Annotated in this window: 18 protein-coding genes and 1 pseudogene; 13 read left to right on the top strand and 6 right to left on the bottom strand. The window is 59.0% G+C overall.

Going from position 1 to position 15,793, the window contains the following annotated elements; all coding sequences use genetic code 11:
* Window positions 1-233: 233 nt before the first annotated feature.
* Window positions 234-542 (top strand): hypothetical protein, encoded by a 309-nt coding sequence (locus ACFV15_RS03310; RefSeq protein WP_378348502.1) that lies wholly within the window; start codon window positions 234-236, stop codon window positions 540-542.
* On the opposite strand, the gene ACFV15_RS03315 is transcribed toward ACFV15_RS03310, so the two are convergent.
* The 3 genes from ACFV15_RS03315 to ACFV15_RS03325 are packed head-to-tail and all read right to left on the bottom strand — an operon-like array spanning window position 539 to window position 3,047.
* Entirely contained in the window at window positions 539-1,192 is a 654-nt protein-coding gene (locus ACFV15_RS03315) for a hypothetical protein (protein ID WP_378348503.1), read from the bottom strand. The genes ACFV15_RS03310 and ACFV15_RS03315 overlap by 4 nt on opposite strands.
* Before the next feature lie 36 nt (window positions 1,193-1,228).
* Window positions 1,229-1,780, bottom strand: coding sequence for a GNAT family N-acetyltransferase (locus tag ACFV15_RS03320; protein WP_378348504.1), 552 nt, complete (start codon window positions 1,778-1,780; stop codon window positions 1,229-1,231).
* Window positions 1,781-1,799: 19 nt separating this feature from the next.
* Window positions 1,800-3,047, bottom strand: coding sequence for a helix-turn-helix transcriptional regulator (locus ACFV15_RS03325; protein WP_378348505.1), 1,248 nt, complete (start codon window positions 3,045-3,047; stop codon window positions 1,800-1,802).
* Between the two features lie 194 nt (window positions 3,048-3,241).
* Here ACFV15_RS03325 and ACFV15_RS03330 point away from each other — a divergent pair, with 194 nt between their 5' ends.
* The 4 genes from ACFV15_RS03330 (at window position 3,242) to ACFV15_RS03345 (ending at window position 5,358) form a co-directional block, all read left to right on the top strand.
* Window positions 3,242-3,616 (top strand): recombinase family protein, encoded by a 375-nt coding sequence (locus ACFV15_RS03330; RefSeq protein ID WP_378348506.1) that lies wholly within the window; start codon window positions 3,242-3,244, stop codon window positions 3,614-3,616.
* Window positions 3,616-3,828, top strand: coding sequence for a hypothetical protein (locus tag ACFV15_RS03335; protein WP_378348507.1), 213 nt, complete (start codon window positions 3,616-3,618; stop codon window positions 3,826-3,828). The genes ACFV15_RS03330 and ACFV15_RS03335 overlap by 1 nt, the downstream gene beginning before the upstream one ends.
* 243 nt (window positions 3,829-4,071) lie before the next feature.
* Entirely contained in the window at window positions 4,072-4,458 is a 387-nt protein-coding gene (locus tag ACFV15_RS03340; protein ID WP_378348508.1) for a hypothetical protein, read from the top strand.
* A 105-nt stretch (window positions 4,459-4,563) separates the two neighbouring features.
* A complete protein-coding gene (locus ACFV15_RS03345) occupies window positions 4,564-5,358 on the top strand; it encodes a S1 family peptidase (RefSeq protein ID WP_378348509.1) in 795 nt (264 codons plus the stop codon).
* Window positions 5,359-5,850: 492 nt separating this feature from the next.
* Here ACFV15_RS03345 and ACFV15_RS03350 read toward each other — a convergent pair whose 3' ends face one another.
* The gene (locus tag ACFV15_RS03350) at window positions 5,851-6,318 is read right to left on the bottom strand and encodes a hypothetical protein (protein WP_378348510.1); all 468 of its coding nucleotides are present in this window, start codon (window positions 6,316-6,318) and stop codon (window positions 5,851-5,853) included.
* A gap of 528 nt (window positions 6,319-6,846) precedes the next feature.
* Window positions 6,847-7,896 carry a hypothetical protein gene (locus ACFV15_RS03355; RefSeq protein WP_378348511.1) on the bottom strand — a complete coding sequence of 350 codons (1,050 nt, stop codon included), beginning with the start codon at window positions 7,894-7,896 and terminating at the stop codon, window positions 6,847-6,849.
* A gap of 879 nt (window positions 7,897-8,775) precedes the next feature.
* Between ACFV15_RS03355 and ACFV15_RS03360 the strand changes: the two genes are divergently transcribed.
* From ACFV15_RS03360 to ACFV15_RS03395, 8 genes and pseudogenes are all read left to right on the top strand, one after another.
* On the top strand, window positions 8,776-9,054 hold the full coding sequence (locus ACFV15_RS03360; RefSeq protein WP_378348512.1) for a hypothetical protein: 279 nt from the start codon (window positions 8,776-8,778) through the stop codon (window positions 9,052-9,054).
* The gene (locus ACFV15_RS03365; RefSeq protein WP_378348513.1) at window positions 9,045-9,323 is read left to right on the top strand and encodes a hypothetical protein; all 279 of its coding nucleotides are present in this window, start codon (window positions 9,045-9,047) and stop codon (window positions 9,321-9,323) included. The genes ACFV15_RS03360 and ACFV15_RS03365 overlap by 10 nt, the downstream gene beginning before the upstream one ends.
* 109 nt (window positions 9,324-9,432) lie before the next feature.
* The gene (locus ACFV15_RS03370; protein ID WP_378348514.1) at window positions 9,433-9,693 is read left to right on the top strand and encodes a hypothetical protein; all 261 of its coding nucleotides are present in this window, start codon (window positions 9,433-9,435) and stop codon (window positions 9,691-9,693) included.
* Window positions 9,690-9,872: a hypothetical protein gene (locus tag ACFV15_RS03375; protein WP_378348515.1), complete on the top strand. Its 183-nt coding sequence runs from the start codon at window positions 9,690-9,692 to the stop codon at window positions 9,870-9,872. Before ACFV15_RS03370 ends, ACFV15_RS03375 begins: the two co-directional genes overlap by 4 nt.
* Window positions 9,873-10,147: 275 nt before the next feature.
* The gene (locus ACFV15_RS03380) at window positions 10,148-12,454 is read left to right on the top strand and encodes a type IV secretory system conjugative DNA transfer family protein (protein ID WP_378348516.1); all 2,307 of its coding nucleotides are present in this window, start codon (window positions 10,148-10,150) and stop codon (window positions 12,452-12,454) included.
* Between the two features lie 149 nt (window positions 12,455-12,603).
* Window positions 12,604-13,425, top strand: a complete 822-nt coding sequence (locus ACFV15_RS03385) for a replication-relaxation family protein (protein ID WP_378348517.1) — start codon at window positions 12,604-12,606, stop codon at window positions 13,423-13,425.
* Window positions 13,426-13,655: 230 nt separating this feature from the next.
* On the top strand, window positions 13,656-14,303 hold the full coding sequence (locus ACFV15_RS03390; RefSeq protein WP_378348518.1) for an ImmA/IrrE family metallo-endopeptidase: 648 nt from the start codon (window positions 13,656-13,658) through the stop codon (window positions 14,301-14,303).
* 134 nt (window positions 14,304-14,437) lie between these two features.
* Window positions 14,438-15,382, top strand: a pseudogene (locus ACFV15_RS03395) (recombinase family protein); the annotation flags it as partial.
* A gap of 93 nt (window positions 15,383-15,475) precedes the next feature.
* Here the strand turns inward: ACFV15_RS03395 and ACFV15_RS03400 are convergent.
* On the bottom strand, window positions 15,476-15,718 hold the full coding sequence (locus ACFV15_RS03400; protein ID WP_378348519.1) for a hypothetical protein: 243 nt from the start codon (window positions 15,716-15,718) through the stop codon (window positions 15,476-15,478).
* Between the last annotated feature and the right edge of the window lie 75 nt (window positions 15,719-15,793).

Here is a 15,793-nt window from a genome sequence, read left to right on the forward strand (position 1 = left end):
AATGCTATCGCTCTCTATCTACACGCCCCCAGTCCTACCGTCCGTACAAACTAAAACACCGCCGTTGCTTTTTCTCCGCTAGCTTTTTACCCCCCCCCCCCCCCCCCCGCTTTATTGCGACAGGGGCAGGGTTCGCGTTGTGGCCAGGATTCAAAACGGTCTTGTCGAAATTTTTTCGGTAATTCCGCCACCTCACCGCGGCTTCTACTAACTTTAATGCGAGGTATAGCCTTATGCGTGCCACTGCAAGCAACAAAACAAAACACCCGCTCGACATACAAACATTCAACATCAAGCCAACCGAGCTACACACGGTGAAACTTGGCCGGTTCAGGTTCTCCGACCCAGAACCAAAGTTTCAGATCATCTACCACGAACAGGACGTTGAAAATCCGAACGTCGTCAGCTATCACGACGTTGCCGTACAGCTAAATAGCAGCACCTACAAGGTCTACCGACACTTCCAAAGCTACAGCCAGCAGGTGCACCGGCTGACTGTGCGCTTTGCGAGACAAGAAGATCGAGCGCTAGATCAGAGCTAGGCAGGATACTTGATTGCGAATGCTCGTACTCCGTCGATGAGCAGCCGCACGTCACTATCCACATAGTCACTGTACTGCCCATGTGCTGCGGAATTACGAAGACCGAGCCAAGCTGTAACCTGCTTCTGCTCCAGCGCTCCATATATAGACGCCTTCTTGAGGTCGGCGTTCATCGTATCAGCCTTCTTCGGCTTACCATTCGCATCCGCTATCGCCACTCCATGCTTCACGCAGAGCGCTCGAATATGCACTTCCAAGGATGATCCAGCAATAACAGCTGCTGCATCCTTATACTTCTTGGCAAGCAACTCCTCGGCCATCTCCAGGAAGTCACTATGAACATCAGCGTGAATCAACTCAACCAGAGACTCAATCCATCCAGCGTCTAAATCAGCGCGCAGAGCAAGCACAACGCCACCCAACCCGAGCAACCGCAGATGTGTTGGTTGATTCCTCAAGGTATCTGCTTGTCGTGCATACGTGCTGGAAGGAACCGTCAGTCTATCCACAGCAGCCTGAAGCCGATTAGCCATGATGCGGCTTTCGTCGTGCAGATCGGACATGTCATCATACTGGGAAAGCTTCGCCATTCCTTTATACTCTGCGATGAGCGTATCTAACTGACTTATGGCTGTCTGGACAGAATTCATGCCGGTCATCATACAGTAATCGACGTTCCGATACTCCTACTTCACCTCATACATCAGCGACTCATACACCGGCGCATCAGCAAACGGCTGAAGCTGCCCGAACCGCTGCCATCCCCAGGACAGGTAAGCACTCTTCGCTGGAATGTTGTCTGGCTTGACCAGCAAAGTAGCTCGTTCTTCGGTCCGCCCGTCAAGCAAGGCATCGTGCAGTTGGTGAGCATAACCGCGCCGTTGCCACTGCGGTAACACCATAAGTTGCGTCACCGCGAAGGAGCGTTTGCCGTCTTCGGTCAGCTGCTCCGGACTGGCGTCACCTTTGTAGCCTTGCCACCATTTTGAGCCGTCCGGCAAGGTGTAGCCGAGCGAATAGCCAATCAAAGTTCCGTTCAGCCAACCAGTGACCAAGCTAAATCCCGGCCAACGGGCGTACAGCTCCAGCCGCTCCCAAAAGCGTTCTGGCGTAAAGAACGGGTCGGTAAGCATGTCGGCATATACCTGCTCGTAGACCGCCAGCAGCTCTGCCTTCTGAGCGTACATGCCTTCGGCATCGTGGTGACGGACTTCGAATTTGGGCACAGCGCTGCTCACGAAAGCTTCCTCCATATTCTTAGTTAGCCGCGGCTTGGTAGCGGTCAAGCAATTGACTTACGCCTGGTACGGCTGTATACGTCGACAGACGCTTCAGGACACGAGCGAATTCCATATTGACTCGCCAGCTTTCGAGTCCATCGTCGATAGCGTCCAGGACTTCGTTGGCAGCTTCGACGGCACCATCTACTGCACCAGCTCGTTCGCGGGCGCCAGCCAACCGAACCCGATACAAGGCGACATTGCGAGCAAAGCCATCACCGTAAGCCGCAATGGCTTGTTCGAGCAGCTTTTCGGCCCGGACCGCCTTGTTCGCCTCAACCGCACAGGTAGCTTCGACGGCGTCGATTTCCATCGGGGACATAAAAGCTGCCCAGCTGGCCGTCTCACTGCTTTGGTCAGCATCGAGTGCTTTACGGGCGCGAGTAATTGCCGCTTGGCTGCTCTGGAAGTCACTGCTGCGAGCACTGGCAACTGCCAGATGCAACAGGGGTACCGCCGCCATTCGCGAACGTTGCCCAAAGCCACGAGCAGCACTATCTGCTGCACCGGAAAACCGCAAGCCTTCGCGAGGTCGACCGATCAGGTTGCTCTGGAAACCCAGACCGGCTAAGGCACGACTTTCGATCTCAGCATCACCAGCTTGGCGCCCAATGGTCAGCGCATCGGCAAAGCTGTTGCGGGCAACATCATGCTGCCCAGCATCACAGGCCAGCCAACCAGTACGAATTTGGAGATTGCCGGTAGCCAGCAACAGTTGTTGGCCGACGCTGTCACCGTAATGGCCTTGTTCCAACATAGCGTGCGCACTGCGAGCAGTCGAAACGCCAGACTGCCATAAGGTTTCGCCGCCGTGTTGGTGGTCAAGCTTGCACAGGCGATTCGTCGTGCGCTGTAACTTCGCGATATCGGCTTTGCCGACCTGACCAATACTTTCGGTACCAAATCCACTGGCGGCAGTGGCGGCTACGCCCCACTTCATTAGCGTCCGTCGCTTCATGGGATCGAACGGTACGCCCAAGTCTTCCGCCAGGTTGGCCTGGCCATCTGTTGGCGGCGAGCTGTCTTCCGCCAGCAGCGATTCGAGCTGTACGGCGTTCAGGCCGAGCAACCGGCCAAGTTTTGGTCGCTTGTGCGGCAGCGGCTCGGTGTCGCCAGCTTCCCAGCGAACGATCGTGCTCCGGTCGATCCCCAGAGCCTCAGCCAGGCCTTCCTGGGTATACCCAGCAGCCTTTCGCGCCCGAGCTAGCGCTACTCGCTTGGTCATCGACTGAGCCTTTCTTTCGCTGCGTGATCAGTAGGTTACCGCAGGTCAGGCTGCTCGGTGCATCATCCGGGCATCCAAACTGCCGCATCCGCGCTCTGGTTCAGGTTGCAGACCGTGACCAGGCTTCTGAACCGGTAGGCAGGTGCTTGGTCACCGCCATACCGCCCAGACGGACACGGACGGAGCGGACAAAGATGACGGCCTGCGCAGAACGGCCGGTACTGGAAGACCAGCCGGAGAACGATCAGCTCACACGGCCTTTGGCCTATGGCTACATGCGGGTGCCCTGTGACATCCCGGACGACAAAGTACGCCGGATGGAACACGAACTCCGGCGCTGCGCTGAGCGTCAGGGGTGGTACCTGGTGACCATCTTTTCTGAGCTCGATTGCGGCCGTCACGAGGCCTTTGACGAGTTGACGCTTGAGCTTCAGCGAGCCGATGCCCACTACGTCATCGTGCCGACCTTTCGGCACCTGGCCCGCAATGCCGTCTTGCAGAACGTCCTGTTGGCCCGGCTGGAGTTCGAGGCTGGGGCCGAAGTACTCGAACTGGTGGAAACCTCGTGATGGCAGACCAAAAGTCCAAGGTCACCCGCGAAACCATCGAGCTGGTCAACGCCCTCAGAGCAGTGACCGGCAACATCTCCGGCATTGCAGATGCCCTGCTCATCGGGCAGATGTCGACCACCAAACAGCACGAGTACGCCACGTTGCTTCGGGAGCTGGCCGACCTGCTCGATACCCACGCTGACGACCAGGATGGGCCTACCGATGCCTGAACCGAAGAAGTTGGCCGATCACCTGGAAATTATGCAGGTTCACCTGGCTGACGTGACCAGGCGCTTGGCTTCTGGACAGATACCAGCCGCTGAGCTGCACGAGTTCAGCAAGCTGCTGACTGCCTTGGCGGAAGCCGTAGCGCTGTATGCCGGAAATATGGGCCGACAGTTGCCGCCGTCTTGTGTCCGTCAAGCACTCAGGAAGCGAGCGCCCTGGCCGGAAGACGAGCCACCACCGGCCGCATGATCGGCTGGGCAGTGTTCGCCCTGGTCATCCTCGGCCTGCTCGTCGCGGTGGTCGTGACATGGCTTTGGTCAGAGCACCTGGCAGTCCAACGGCGAGCACGAGCCATAGCCAAGTACCAGCCAGAACACACGGTCGCCGCCATCCAAATGAGGATCGCCGAAGAGGAAGCCGCGGAACGGCTATCCGAAGCTCCCACCGAGGTCATACCGGTGATGGCAACAGATGACGTACCCACGGAAGTACTGCCTGCCGTTTTACCGGTGCGGCGGAAGCGCCGGTACGTCCAGCGGCCAACCCCGTATCCCCGGAACCGCAAAGATCTACGCCCGCCTGATCGAGACCTGATGCATCGCGTCCTAGACGGCCTGAAGCGTCTGGACTGACAGGCAACCCAGGTTCCTCCGTACTGCTACGGAGGTTGTTGTCCCACAAGAGAAAGAGGACTGTTGAGAAAGCCTGCTATTGCTTCCACTGCTGCACTTCTGGCGTTGTCCGGCTTGTTCAGCTCTGGTATCGCTACGGCCGTCCAGCCGGACTTGGTCGGCGGCAGTGAAGCCACCGGCAACACGAGCTGGATGGCGTCCGTCCAGTACGACGCTCCCGATTACGGCCGGGTCGCCTGGCATACCTGCGGCGGTGCGCTGCTGTTCAGGAGTTGGGTGGTCACCAATGCTCACTGTGTGAGTGACATGCCGGACAACCCTGGCGGCATCCCCACGTCGGCCAAGACATTCTCTGTGCGGGTCGGCTCTAAAGACCGTACCCAGGGTGGCGAGACCGCCAAGGTCACAAAGATCGTGGTGCACCCTGGCTGGCAGTGGTCGGCTGGCGCCCCTGAACAAACCGTCGATGACATCGCGCTCCTGAAGCTCGACCACGAGGTCGACAAGCAGCCGATTCAGCTCGCTGGCCGTCCGGCTCGGACTAGTGAACGCGTCATGCTCTACGGCTGGGGCGCTGACCAGCCGGACGGCAACCCGTCCAACCTGCCGCGCAAGCTCCAGCAGCTCAGTACTCGAGTCCTGCCGCCGGCCAGGTGCTCCGATGCTCAGCAGTCAGCTGGCGAGATCTGCACCAACAACCCGCACGGCACTGATGGGCCCGGTTCTGGAGATTCGGGCGGCCCGGCCGTCGAGGTGATCGACGGCGTAGCGAAGCTGGTGGGAACGTGCAGCCGGGCGGCAGCTCGATACCCCGGCGAAGCTCCGACCGTGTACACCAGCTCGCCAGAGTTTCGGGGATGGCTGTACGACACGGCACGAGGTGCGCCTGCTGGCGCATAGCTGATCTAGACACAAACGCCAGGTCACACAGGGGTGCTGTGGCCTGGCGTTTGATGTTGGGCATCTACAGTTTGTAGTGGATCTCACTTCCAGCCGAACCAGTGATTTAGTCCGGCGAGGACTAGGCCGCCAATTACCGTGACAACGAAGGCTTGCGCAATGGCAACTGAAGTCTTAATCGCTTTACTCGATGCCTTCGGATGACTCCGTCGAATAGACTTGTCGAGTCGGTTGGGTAGGAATAACACGACCTGGTATAGGACTCGTACCACCGTAGAACGGTTCCTTCTTGATCGTGGCTGTCTCCTCTGCGGCTTCCTGCTGTGAGCTACAGCCGATCGTTTGCCCCGTCGAGCCGGATCGCTCTGCGGGCGCGCCTGCGCCTGGCTTACGTGCTGCTGGTTGCGACTTGGCTTGTCGCTGCGCCTCTGCTGGCGACGCGGGCGCGAGTTTGGGGAGGACGCTTGGGTGACGTGTGGACGCTTCACCGCACTACGTAGCCTTCGAAACCGAGTGCGCGACCTTCGCGTGATCCCGCGCGTCCCGTCCCACGGTGTAACGGACTCGATCACCCACGCGCAGACCGGCTGAATCGCGCGACTGAAGCACAACCGAGTGCCGTCCAGAGACAATAAGTCCATCTCTTGAACCATTCGGGAGTGATTGGACGGTGCCAGTGAACAGATGATCATCTACCCGGCCGTGAGTCGACCATTTACACTTCAGTTTGTACAGATGCTCACGCCCCATCCGACTTGTTACGAGTCCATAATCCAAGGTACGCAGCACAAAGTCGCTGGGCATCGGGACTGGCCGATGCGGGTCATAACCTGAGTCAGTGATCCGCACGAACCACGTTGCAAGGGTTGTATTCCCTTTGAAAGCGTCGATTGAGAAGCTTTTGAGATCGTTGAAGTGCGCCATCGTGACAAGATCCGCGATCATGTCCTTGGTGATCACGTCACGACGAGCGTACGGCCGAACCTGGTTGTTCAGCCACCGTGCGCCACACTCAGCATAGTACGCTGCGGCATCACCTGGGGTGCGCCGCGGCTGCTTCCCCTTACCCGCTGACTGCACCGGCCGTCGACTGACAGCACCAGCACGTTGCACACCTGTGCGTCTGTTGTTCGCTTGAGACATGGACATTCTTACCTCCTGAACTTGGGCATGAAAGTCTCAGCCGCATCAGCCAGAAGCTCGTGAAGATCTAAGTTATCTCCCTGTGACGAATGCGGCCCTCTCCCTTGGTGCGTACCTTTGTCGACCAACGGCTTCCGACCGTTACAAAGACATTCGAATGGCGTAGTGACCGATAATTGAAAACGTACCCCCGGTGTTTCACGGAAGCGTCCAACAACTGGCATCCTAGGCAACCTAGGCGAGGCGTTACCGAACCTCGTCCTAACCGTGACAACCGACAGCCATTCGCAGATCGACATCAAGGAGGGGCACCGCACCTCAAGTTTGCAAATAAGTCAAACTAAACTAGCAATCATGGAGCTTGCCGAGCAACGCGTCAGGGTCTTTCACGTAGACGGCAGTCGCATACTGGCGCATTCCCGGAATGCCGATGATGCGAAACCATATTTCGGAAGTGCGCGGCTGTTCCCCAAGCTGAGGAGCAGACGACACCGAACGTCCCCTGGTCTTGCAGAGAGCCGTGACTCTGTCGCCACTGTTGAAGGTACCGTTCGCCACTTTGTCGCCCGGCACACCAGACGCACCCGGGTATACCTGGATGATCGGGGAACCACCGCCCAGATCATCGAAGATGAGCGGTTGGCCTTCGTTGGCGCTAGGGGTGGTCGGGCCGCCAGCCTGCGGATCACGAGCGCCGCTATCGCCGGAGTTCACAATCAAGTAGACGGCGATACCAAGCACTACAACAAGCACTGCGGTAGCGCCAGCCAGTAGTGGCTTAGAGATTACGACACCGTTCTTGGTCGACACGGGCGATGGATCATCAGTTTCGCCAGATATCTTATGCTGCACTTCGACAGGCTCAACGGAGAGAACATCAGGCTGATCTTCACAAGGCGACGGCAAAACAGTTACAGGTTCAGCTACCTCCTCACTCGTCGGCAGCTTGGATACCGGCTCGTACCCCGTAGCCAAAATCAGTCTCTCAAGTTGCGCTAGTATGATGCGCTTGTAGCGGCGGCCTTGCGCATCGGGCGCACGCGCCTCAGTGAGGCGCTTTCCGAGCAGGTCACACTTCGCGTTCGACGCGAGATTGAAAACGGCGTCGAAGACCTCGTTGAAGTAGACCACATTATCCGGCCTGAGCCGCTTTTCTTCCGCGGATTCATCATGCGGTATCGCAGCCTTGAGCTTAAGTAGCTCGCTTCGCACGTGATTCCGAATCGCACCTTCGTCCCAGGCTTCCGAGACGCACCAAAATTTCCACAAGTCCGGAGTCTTTGTCTGCAAAAACTCGGCAAAGTCGCTCCGCCGAATTCCTTCACGCTGTCCAAGTTCGCTTAACTGCCCTTGGAGCACGGACTCTTCATGCTGTCTTTCAGGTTCCTCAGACACTCAGATTCCTTTGCAGTGCACAGTAAAGATCGTCAGCCATAGTAACTTACGGTGCCGTAGGTTACGGTACCGTAAGTTAGCATACTGACATGCCGTTATCAAAATGTTACGCTATTTGTTAGTTAACGGAGCTAACGAAACATGACGGGAGAACAACAACCAAGCGGTGAAGATCAAGGCCATGCGGGTCTACTTTTTCCGCTCGCGGGCTTGGGTTTTACGGCGGAGCGCCTAGGGCAATACCGCGAACAGCGTGGACAGCTGCGACGGGCACTAAGTGTCTACCAACGACGCATCAAAGATGACGCTCAGACTACTGGTCGAATATACGAAATCCTTGCGGATATTCAAGTCAAGCGCGCTGAACTCGACGCTATGGAAGTTTTCCATCGACTCCGCCTGGCAGACGTAGCACTTAAGAGTATGGATGCAACCCGGGAGTTCCAGGAATTCGCTGGTCCCTTCCTTGGAGTTGTCGCCGGGATGGAGACGCCGCCGTTACCGCCAACGGCCGAGCCGCCCAGTCCTACTAATCAGTAGCAACACTGTTAACTGATCTTTGACCGGTCTGCTGACCGGTCTTTTTTGCTGGTTGCAACGGCATCTGACCAGGGCAAAACGGTTGCGCAGTGATCAGACCGGTCAGGCGACCGGTCAAACATCAACTCAGGTATTTACGGGCTTGGCTCGTACTCCTAATGTCGTTCTTGTCCGGCGCTGAAGACGCCGCACATCACATAGAACATCTGCTGCTTCTTAACTCCAGAGTGAGCCATAGTCATATCCACTTCATGCGCCAAGACAACCGTCTGGCGCTATTCAAGCATGCACAAGAAAGGTACGAACGTGTCCGACATTCAACCCTGGCAACCTGCTCCTATGGTCAATCTCGACCGTGGGGCGCGAGCGATCATCAAACAGACCAACCACGAAGTGTTGGCCGAACAGGGTAAAGCAGTTCGCAGTGCCACGGTGATTCGTAACAGCGTGGCTTTGGCGGACGGCCTCATGACCGGCATCGACCAGCTCCGGCGACACGAAGCACGAGCTGCTTCCGAAGATCCGGTTGTTGCGGATGAGTACGCCCGCATCCGCCGAGCTGTTGCCGACCTGGGTCTCAACGAGATCAACCGCTACGGACAGCGGCCGTGGCTGTGAGTGGCTGGCTGGCGGTCGGGGCGATTGTCGTCGCCCTGGCCGTCCTCGGCGGCTTCTACCTCCATGACCTGGGGCGTTTCTTGAGCAGACCGCCCGATCCCTCAGTCCTGGCCGAGATGGAAGCCATGCAGACGGCTGCTCGTATCGCGCACCTGACCAATGCCGCCGAAGACCACATGGACGTGTTCATCAGGGAGCGGCAACAGCACCAGAAGGGACGGCCGCAGTGGCCCCAGGAAGACACCGACGAAAGGACTGGGCCGTGGTGAGCGTCGGCCTGACAGTGGCTCTGACCTGCGCGGCTTTCCTGGCCGGCCGCGGTTGGCAGTGGTTCCGAGATGCCAGGACCGCCATGGGCCCCAACAAGAGAGGAAGAAAGTGACCGAAGAGAACGACTTGGCAGTCAAGCTGAGGCGACTGTCCAAGCTGCTCAACAGCACGATCCAGCGCATGGAGGAGGTGGAAAGTCTCCAGGCCGTGACGGTGGGCGAACAGGACGAGCTCGGCGAGCGGCTGTCGGCGCTGGCTGAGCGCTTGCGTATCGCTATGGAACGGCGCTGCGCCTGCATGAGGCAGGAGACACTGTCGGAAGACCCGTTCCGTAACAGCACTGAGCACGAGGAGTACCGGGGGTCGTGACGCTGCGGCCCCCGCCGGGCGGCAAGGCCGTCCTGGTACGCATCGGCCTGGCTATCGTGTTGGTGGCCTACTTCGGCCATGCCATCGCGGACATGGCAATGCCGTTGGCGACCTGGATTATTAGCATCGCATGTGTCGCCACTATCGGCACCGCCATCTTGCGCCGTTTCTGGCGCTAGACCATCGACGTAGCTATACCGATCGGTGTTGTGGAATAGACAATCCATATTGCACACCTTGGCGGACTACGGCATAACGAGAATATAGGGGGGTGTTGCTCCAGCCGGAGACACTTCATGCAGCAATGGAGGATACGTGTTCGCGGTACGCCGCGCGAGGAGGTAAACGAAAGGCTCCTTATCCAAGCCATTATTGCCCTCGGCAAGCAACTCGCCCGTGAGGCTGAGTTGCCCGCCGAGGCCCCACAACCTAACCAAAAGAGAAAGGAGGAAGTTTGAATCTAGCCTTAGCTATATTCGTGGGCGGTGTCGTCATACTGGGCGTCATCGTCGGCGCACGACTTCTGAACAGTCTGCGCTGGCGTTCATCGCTCACAGCCTACCGGCTCCAACTGCCAGCCGGTCTGACCGCAGACGACGTCACGCGCTGGCTCGGTATGTTGGCCGCCCACACGCATGCGCCGCAGTGGTCGCTGTTGCCGCTGCCACCCATCGTGGTCGAGGTCGAAGCCGATGCGGACGGCATCAGCCACTACGTGCTTGTACCCCGTGATCAGGCGTCGCATCTGCTGGGCAGCCTGCGCGCCGGTCTGCCTGGCGCGCGCATTGAAGAAGCTCCGAAGTACCTGGATAAGCCGTTTTCCGGCTTGGCGGCTGGGGAGTTCACGGCCACGAGTCGCACTCGACCGCTGGCGGTTGAACGTAATGAAGCCACCAGCGGCGCGTTCCTTGCCAGCCTCCAGCCACTCAACCGGGGTGAGCGGCTGCGCTGGCAGGTCACCCTGACCGGGGCCGGAACTCCCGCGCCGGTGCACAGTGCCTCACCTCGACCGGAAGATCGGTGGTGGTCGAGCTACCTGCTGGAAGGTGAGCCGCCCGCCGACGCTGACGCCGTACGCGCTGCCCGTACGAAGCAGAAAGATCAACTGCTCCAGGTCACGATGCGCTTGGGCGCCAGCGCGCCAACCCGGAAGCGCGCTCGTTTCTTGCTGGGCCGCACCTGGGGAACAATCCATGGTGCCAACGCCCCAGGCGTCCGGCTCGTGCGCCGCTTCTTGTCGACGGCCGACGTTGCAGCTCGACTCTCCCATCGCACGCTTCCGGTAACGGCCTGGCCTCTCCTGCTGTCGACCACTGAGCTGGCTGGACTCATCGGCTTCCGGCTGACCGACGTGGCCTTGCCGGGATTAAGCCTTGGCGCTGCACGGCAATTACCGCCACCAGCACAGATGGCCGGAAAAGGGGCAGTCGTACTCGGCATGAGCAACTACCCCGGCATGGCCGACCGCCCGATCACGCTGGCTCCCGAAGATCGCTTACGCCACATGTCGATCTTGGCTCCTACCGGCGCTGGCAAGTCCTGGCTGCTGGCCCGCATGATCTCCAGCGATATTGCCGCTGGTCACGGTGTCTTCGTCATTGACCCGAAGGGTGATCTCATCCCTGATGTGCTGGCCCGCGTCGCCGACAAGGACGCAGAACGCGTCGTCGTACTCGATGCCTCCCGGCGTGAGCAACCAATCGGACTGAACGTCATCGGCCAGGCGCACGACGAAGCCAGCCGGGAACTGCTCGTCGATAACGTGCTGTCGGTCTTCAGCTCGATCTGGTCAGGCTTCTGGGGACCGCGTTCAGACAGCTTACTGCGTATGGCCTTGACGCTACTGGTTAACAGCCGCGGCTTCGACGGCTCGGCCCTGACCCTCACTGAGCTGGTACCGCTGCTCACACAACCGGCGTTCCGGCGATATCTGGTGAACCAGCCGACCGTACCGGCAACGGTGCGGGCCTACTGGCAACGCTACGACCAGCTCTCTGATGGCGAGCGGCAACAGTCGATCATGCCGCTCCTGCACAAGGCCGAGGCGTTCACGTCGCGGACAGCGATCCGCCTGATGCTCGGCCAAGCCGAAGGACTCGACCTGTCCGCCATCTTCCGCGAGCGCAAGGCAGTGCTGATCTCCCTTTCGGAAGGCACGCTCGGCCGCGAGACTGCCAGCCTGCTCGGTTCACTGCTGGTATCGCTGCTCTGGCAGACGACCTTGGCTCGCATCGCTGTTCCCGCAGACAAACGCGGACACACGTTCGCCTATATCGACGAGGCACCCAACCTGATGCGCCTGCCGCTGCCATTGCCCGAAATGTTCAGCCAGGCGCGCGGCCTTGGCCTCGGCATCACCACGGCAGCGCAGTACCTCCACCAGTTGCCGGAAGCAATCAAGGCCGCGCTGTTTGGGACCGTACGATCACAACTCAGCTTCGCCGTCGAGCAGGACGACGCGGTGTTTCTGGCGAAGCGCTTCAATCCGCTGACCGTCGACGACCTCAAGGGCCTGGCCCGCTTTGAGGTAGCCATTCGCCTCTGCGTCGGTGGCGTCACCCAGGCCCCGGCGACCATGACGACCCTGCCACTTGACCGCGCCGTCCGAGACGCTGAAGAGCTGGCGAGTGACAGCCGTGAGCGCTATGGCGTCACACGCTCAGACGTCGAAGCTGCCATTGCGGCTCGCAACACTCCACCAACGAGTCATGGTTCCGACGCTGTGCCATTCGGCCGCCGCAAGAAGGGCGGCAAGCCATGACAACCCACCCGCTCGCTCTACCGATCGCCTCGCCGGCCGCGTTGAGTGCCCCGATCGAAGTACCGAGGTCAGCGACCTATTCACGGCACGTTCGTCCAACGACTCATGCCCTCCTATGGAGGGCATACTTCTTCCCCCGGAGTTCCTCAATGACTCGTCGACGGCTGACCACAGTCACGCTTGAAATGCTCCGCGGCCAGCTGAGTACCCGCGACCTCGCTGTCCTCGCAGACCTCGCCAAGGTTCGCGTTCTGTCCGGTGATCAGCTCACCCGCCTGCACTTTGCTGATCTTTCTCCCTCTGCTCGTGATCGCACTCGGCGGCGGGTGCTTTCCAGACTGGTTGGTTTTGGCCTTGTGACCACGCTCGAACGACGGATCGGCGGTGTACGAGCTGGCAGCGGCGGCCTGATCTACTCCCTTGGTGCAGCCGGGCAGCGGTTGACAGCGGTTCTTGTCGACCCGTCTGCTCGATCGGCCAACGCTCGCGCCCGGCACCCGTGGACACCAGGTCGACTGTTCCTCAACCACACGTTGGCTATCAGCGAGCTGTACGTACAGCTCCGTGAAGCTGAGCAGGCGGGCCGCTTCGCAATTCTTGAGTTCAGAACGGAACCGGCTGCCTGGCACGTCGACGGACACGGCGGAGTGATCAAGCCAGATGCTTACGCCGTACTCCAGTCCGCTGACGTCTCGGACTCCTGGTGGCTGGAGGTCGACCGAGCTACCGAGAGCTTGCCGACACTGCGACGCAAACTACTGGCCTACACCGAGTTCGCCCGTGACGGACAGCTTGGCCCGGATGATGTCGTGCCGCGTGTTTTGGTGACCGTGCCCGATGATCACCGCCGTGCGGCCGTACAAGGGCTCATACAGACCTTGCCTGACCCCGGAGGGCAGCTCATAAGCGTCAAGAACCATCCGCAAGCAACGAAACATATGAGCAGTGTTGTCAATAATATTGTAGACTGATCATGTGCACTGCGTTAGAATCAATAGTCGTTAAGCAGGAGCGCGATGTGTGTATCAATAAATAAGCCAGCAATGACTACTCGCCACATTGGCGACACCGCTTGATCTACCATCATCACGTCACCTGAAAATTCTACCCTAACTGCATAATCGACGTGTCTACTCGTGAGCCCAGCCGTTCACGCAATCTACGCTCAACAACTACGACTTAACGAGAGGAGGACACTGACATGAAACAAACGCTAACCACCACAGAGATGATCGAGCTTATTGCCGAATTGCAGGAACTCGCACCTAATCGACCGCTTAGCTACGGAGAATCACTCCAGGTCGCTCGCTTGCAGGCTGCTCGCCTGCGCGAACTGCTCAACGCCACCGAGCAGCCCGACATAGTCTTGACCTGGCTCATTCGGCAGAAGCACCTACCAGTGCACTTCGTCCCAAGCATCAAACTGGACGGCGGCAATGGCAGCGGCTTGACCACGAATGCCAACGACAATAAAGTCCAGATCTACATTAATGAGAGCGAGCCGTCCGTACGTCAACGGTTTTCACTCTTACACGAGTTCAAACACGCGCTCGACTTCAAGGAGTTCGACACCTTAAGCGCCCGACTTGGCAGCGGAAACCCAGAGCGACAAAGACTGCAAGTTGAACTAATATGTAATGAGTTCGCTGCACAGGCACTTATGCCTGCCACGATGGTGAAACGAGTCTGGTCTACCATGCACGACATTGAAGTAACTGCACTCTTTTTCAACGTCTCAGCCGAAGCAATGCGAACTCGACTCAGCCGTCTGGGACTTATAGACCGACCGGCAACAAGAACGTTCCTACGGAGCGCGGGAAACCTTAAACAGACCGCGTGCTGCATCTAACGAACGTCGTTCCTTAACAGAAAGGAGGCGAGTAGCGATTGTCAACCGCATCGCTCAATCGCCACGTACGAAACGAGGCCGCTAAGCCTGCACTCCGCGTCGTGCTCTACTTACGTGTGTCGAGTAAGCGACAGATGGATACTGACGCTGACCTTGACCCAGACGGCAACTCCATCGACACCCAGCGGAAGTACTGCCAGGACAAAGCTCGGCAGATGGGTGCGGTCATCATCGGTGAGTACGTCGAACCCGGTAATTCCGCACAGACCATCGCAAAGCGGCCAGTCTTCCGCGACATGATGCGCCGCATTAACGAAGATCGGGACGTTGATGGCGTGCTGATCTACATGCGCTCACGCGCATTTCGTAACTACGTCGACGCCGGAAACACCAAACTGGCGCTAAGCAAGCTGAACGTCAAGCTCATCTCAGCTAAAGAAGACTTCGGCGAAGGCATCATGGCCGAAGCGATGGAAGCCGTCACCGACGTCTTCAACTGGCTGCAAGTCCGCATGTCCGGCGAGGACATCAAGGTCAAGATGGGGAACAAAGCCCGGAACGGTGGAACTCTCGGTCGCGCGCCCGTCGGCTACCTCAACACACGTCTGCTGATCGAAGGACACCACGTCAACACCGTGGTTCCCGACCCCGAGCGAGCCAAGTTCGTCCGCATGGCCTTTGAGCTGTACGCCACGGGCGAAGAGACTTACGAAACGCTCTGCGCCAAGCTGACCCGCGCCGGACTACGGATGCCACCGCGCGCTGACCGTCCCGGCAACCCGATCAGCACCAAGAAGATCGGCCCCCTGCTCCGTGACCGGTACTACCTGGGGTACGTCTCGTATGAAGGCATCGAGTACCCCGGTCGGCACGAGGCGCTGATTACGCCGGAACTGTTCGATCAGGTTCAGCAGATGCTCGCCAAGCACACCGATGACCACGTACGACACCGAACCCACCATCACTACCTCAAGGGCCTCGTGTGGTGCGACCGATGCAAACATCGCCTGGTCGTCACACACGCGACAGGCCGTCATGGTGGTGAGTACTACTACTTCTACTGCCGTGGCCGTCAACAGGGACTGTGCGAGCTTCCCGGTATCCCCGTAGAAGTCGCTGAGGCAGCTGTTGAAGCTCACTACGGCGTGGCCCTGGCCATGTCAGCCGACTGGCTAACTGCCGTACGAGCGGGCATTGACGACGCGATAGCTGCCAGTGCCCAGCTCACCGATGATGTCCGGAGCAGCTACACCACGCGTCTTCGGAAGCTCGACCAGAAAGAGGACTACTTTCTCGACCTGGCAGCCGAAGAGGGGTGGCCCAAACCCAAGCTGAAGGCCAAGCTCGATGGCTTGCGCGCTGAGCAGCGGGAGATCACGAGCGAGCTGGAACGCTCGGACATGCAGCTCACCCACAGCCGCACGGTCTTATACCAGGCGCTCGAACTGCTGCGGGAACCTCAGCAGGCGTACCAGGTGGGTGACGAAGTC

The sequence above is a fragment of the Amycolatopsis sp. NPDC059657 genome (assembly GCF_042734395.1).
Classification (GTDB): domain Bacteria; phylum Actinomycetota; class Actinomycetes; order Mycobacteriales; family Pseudonocardiaceae; genus Amycolatopsis.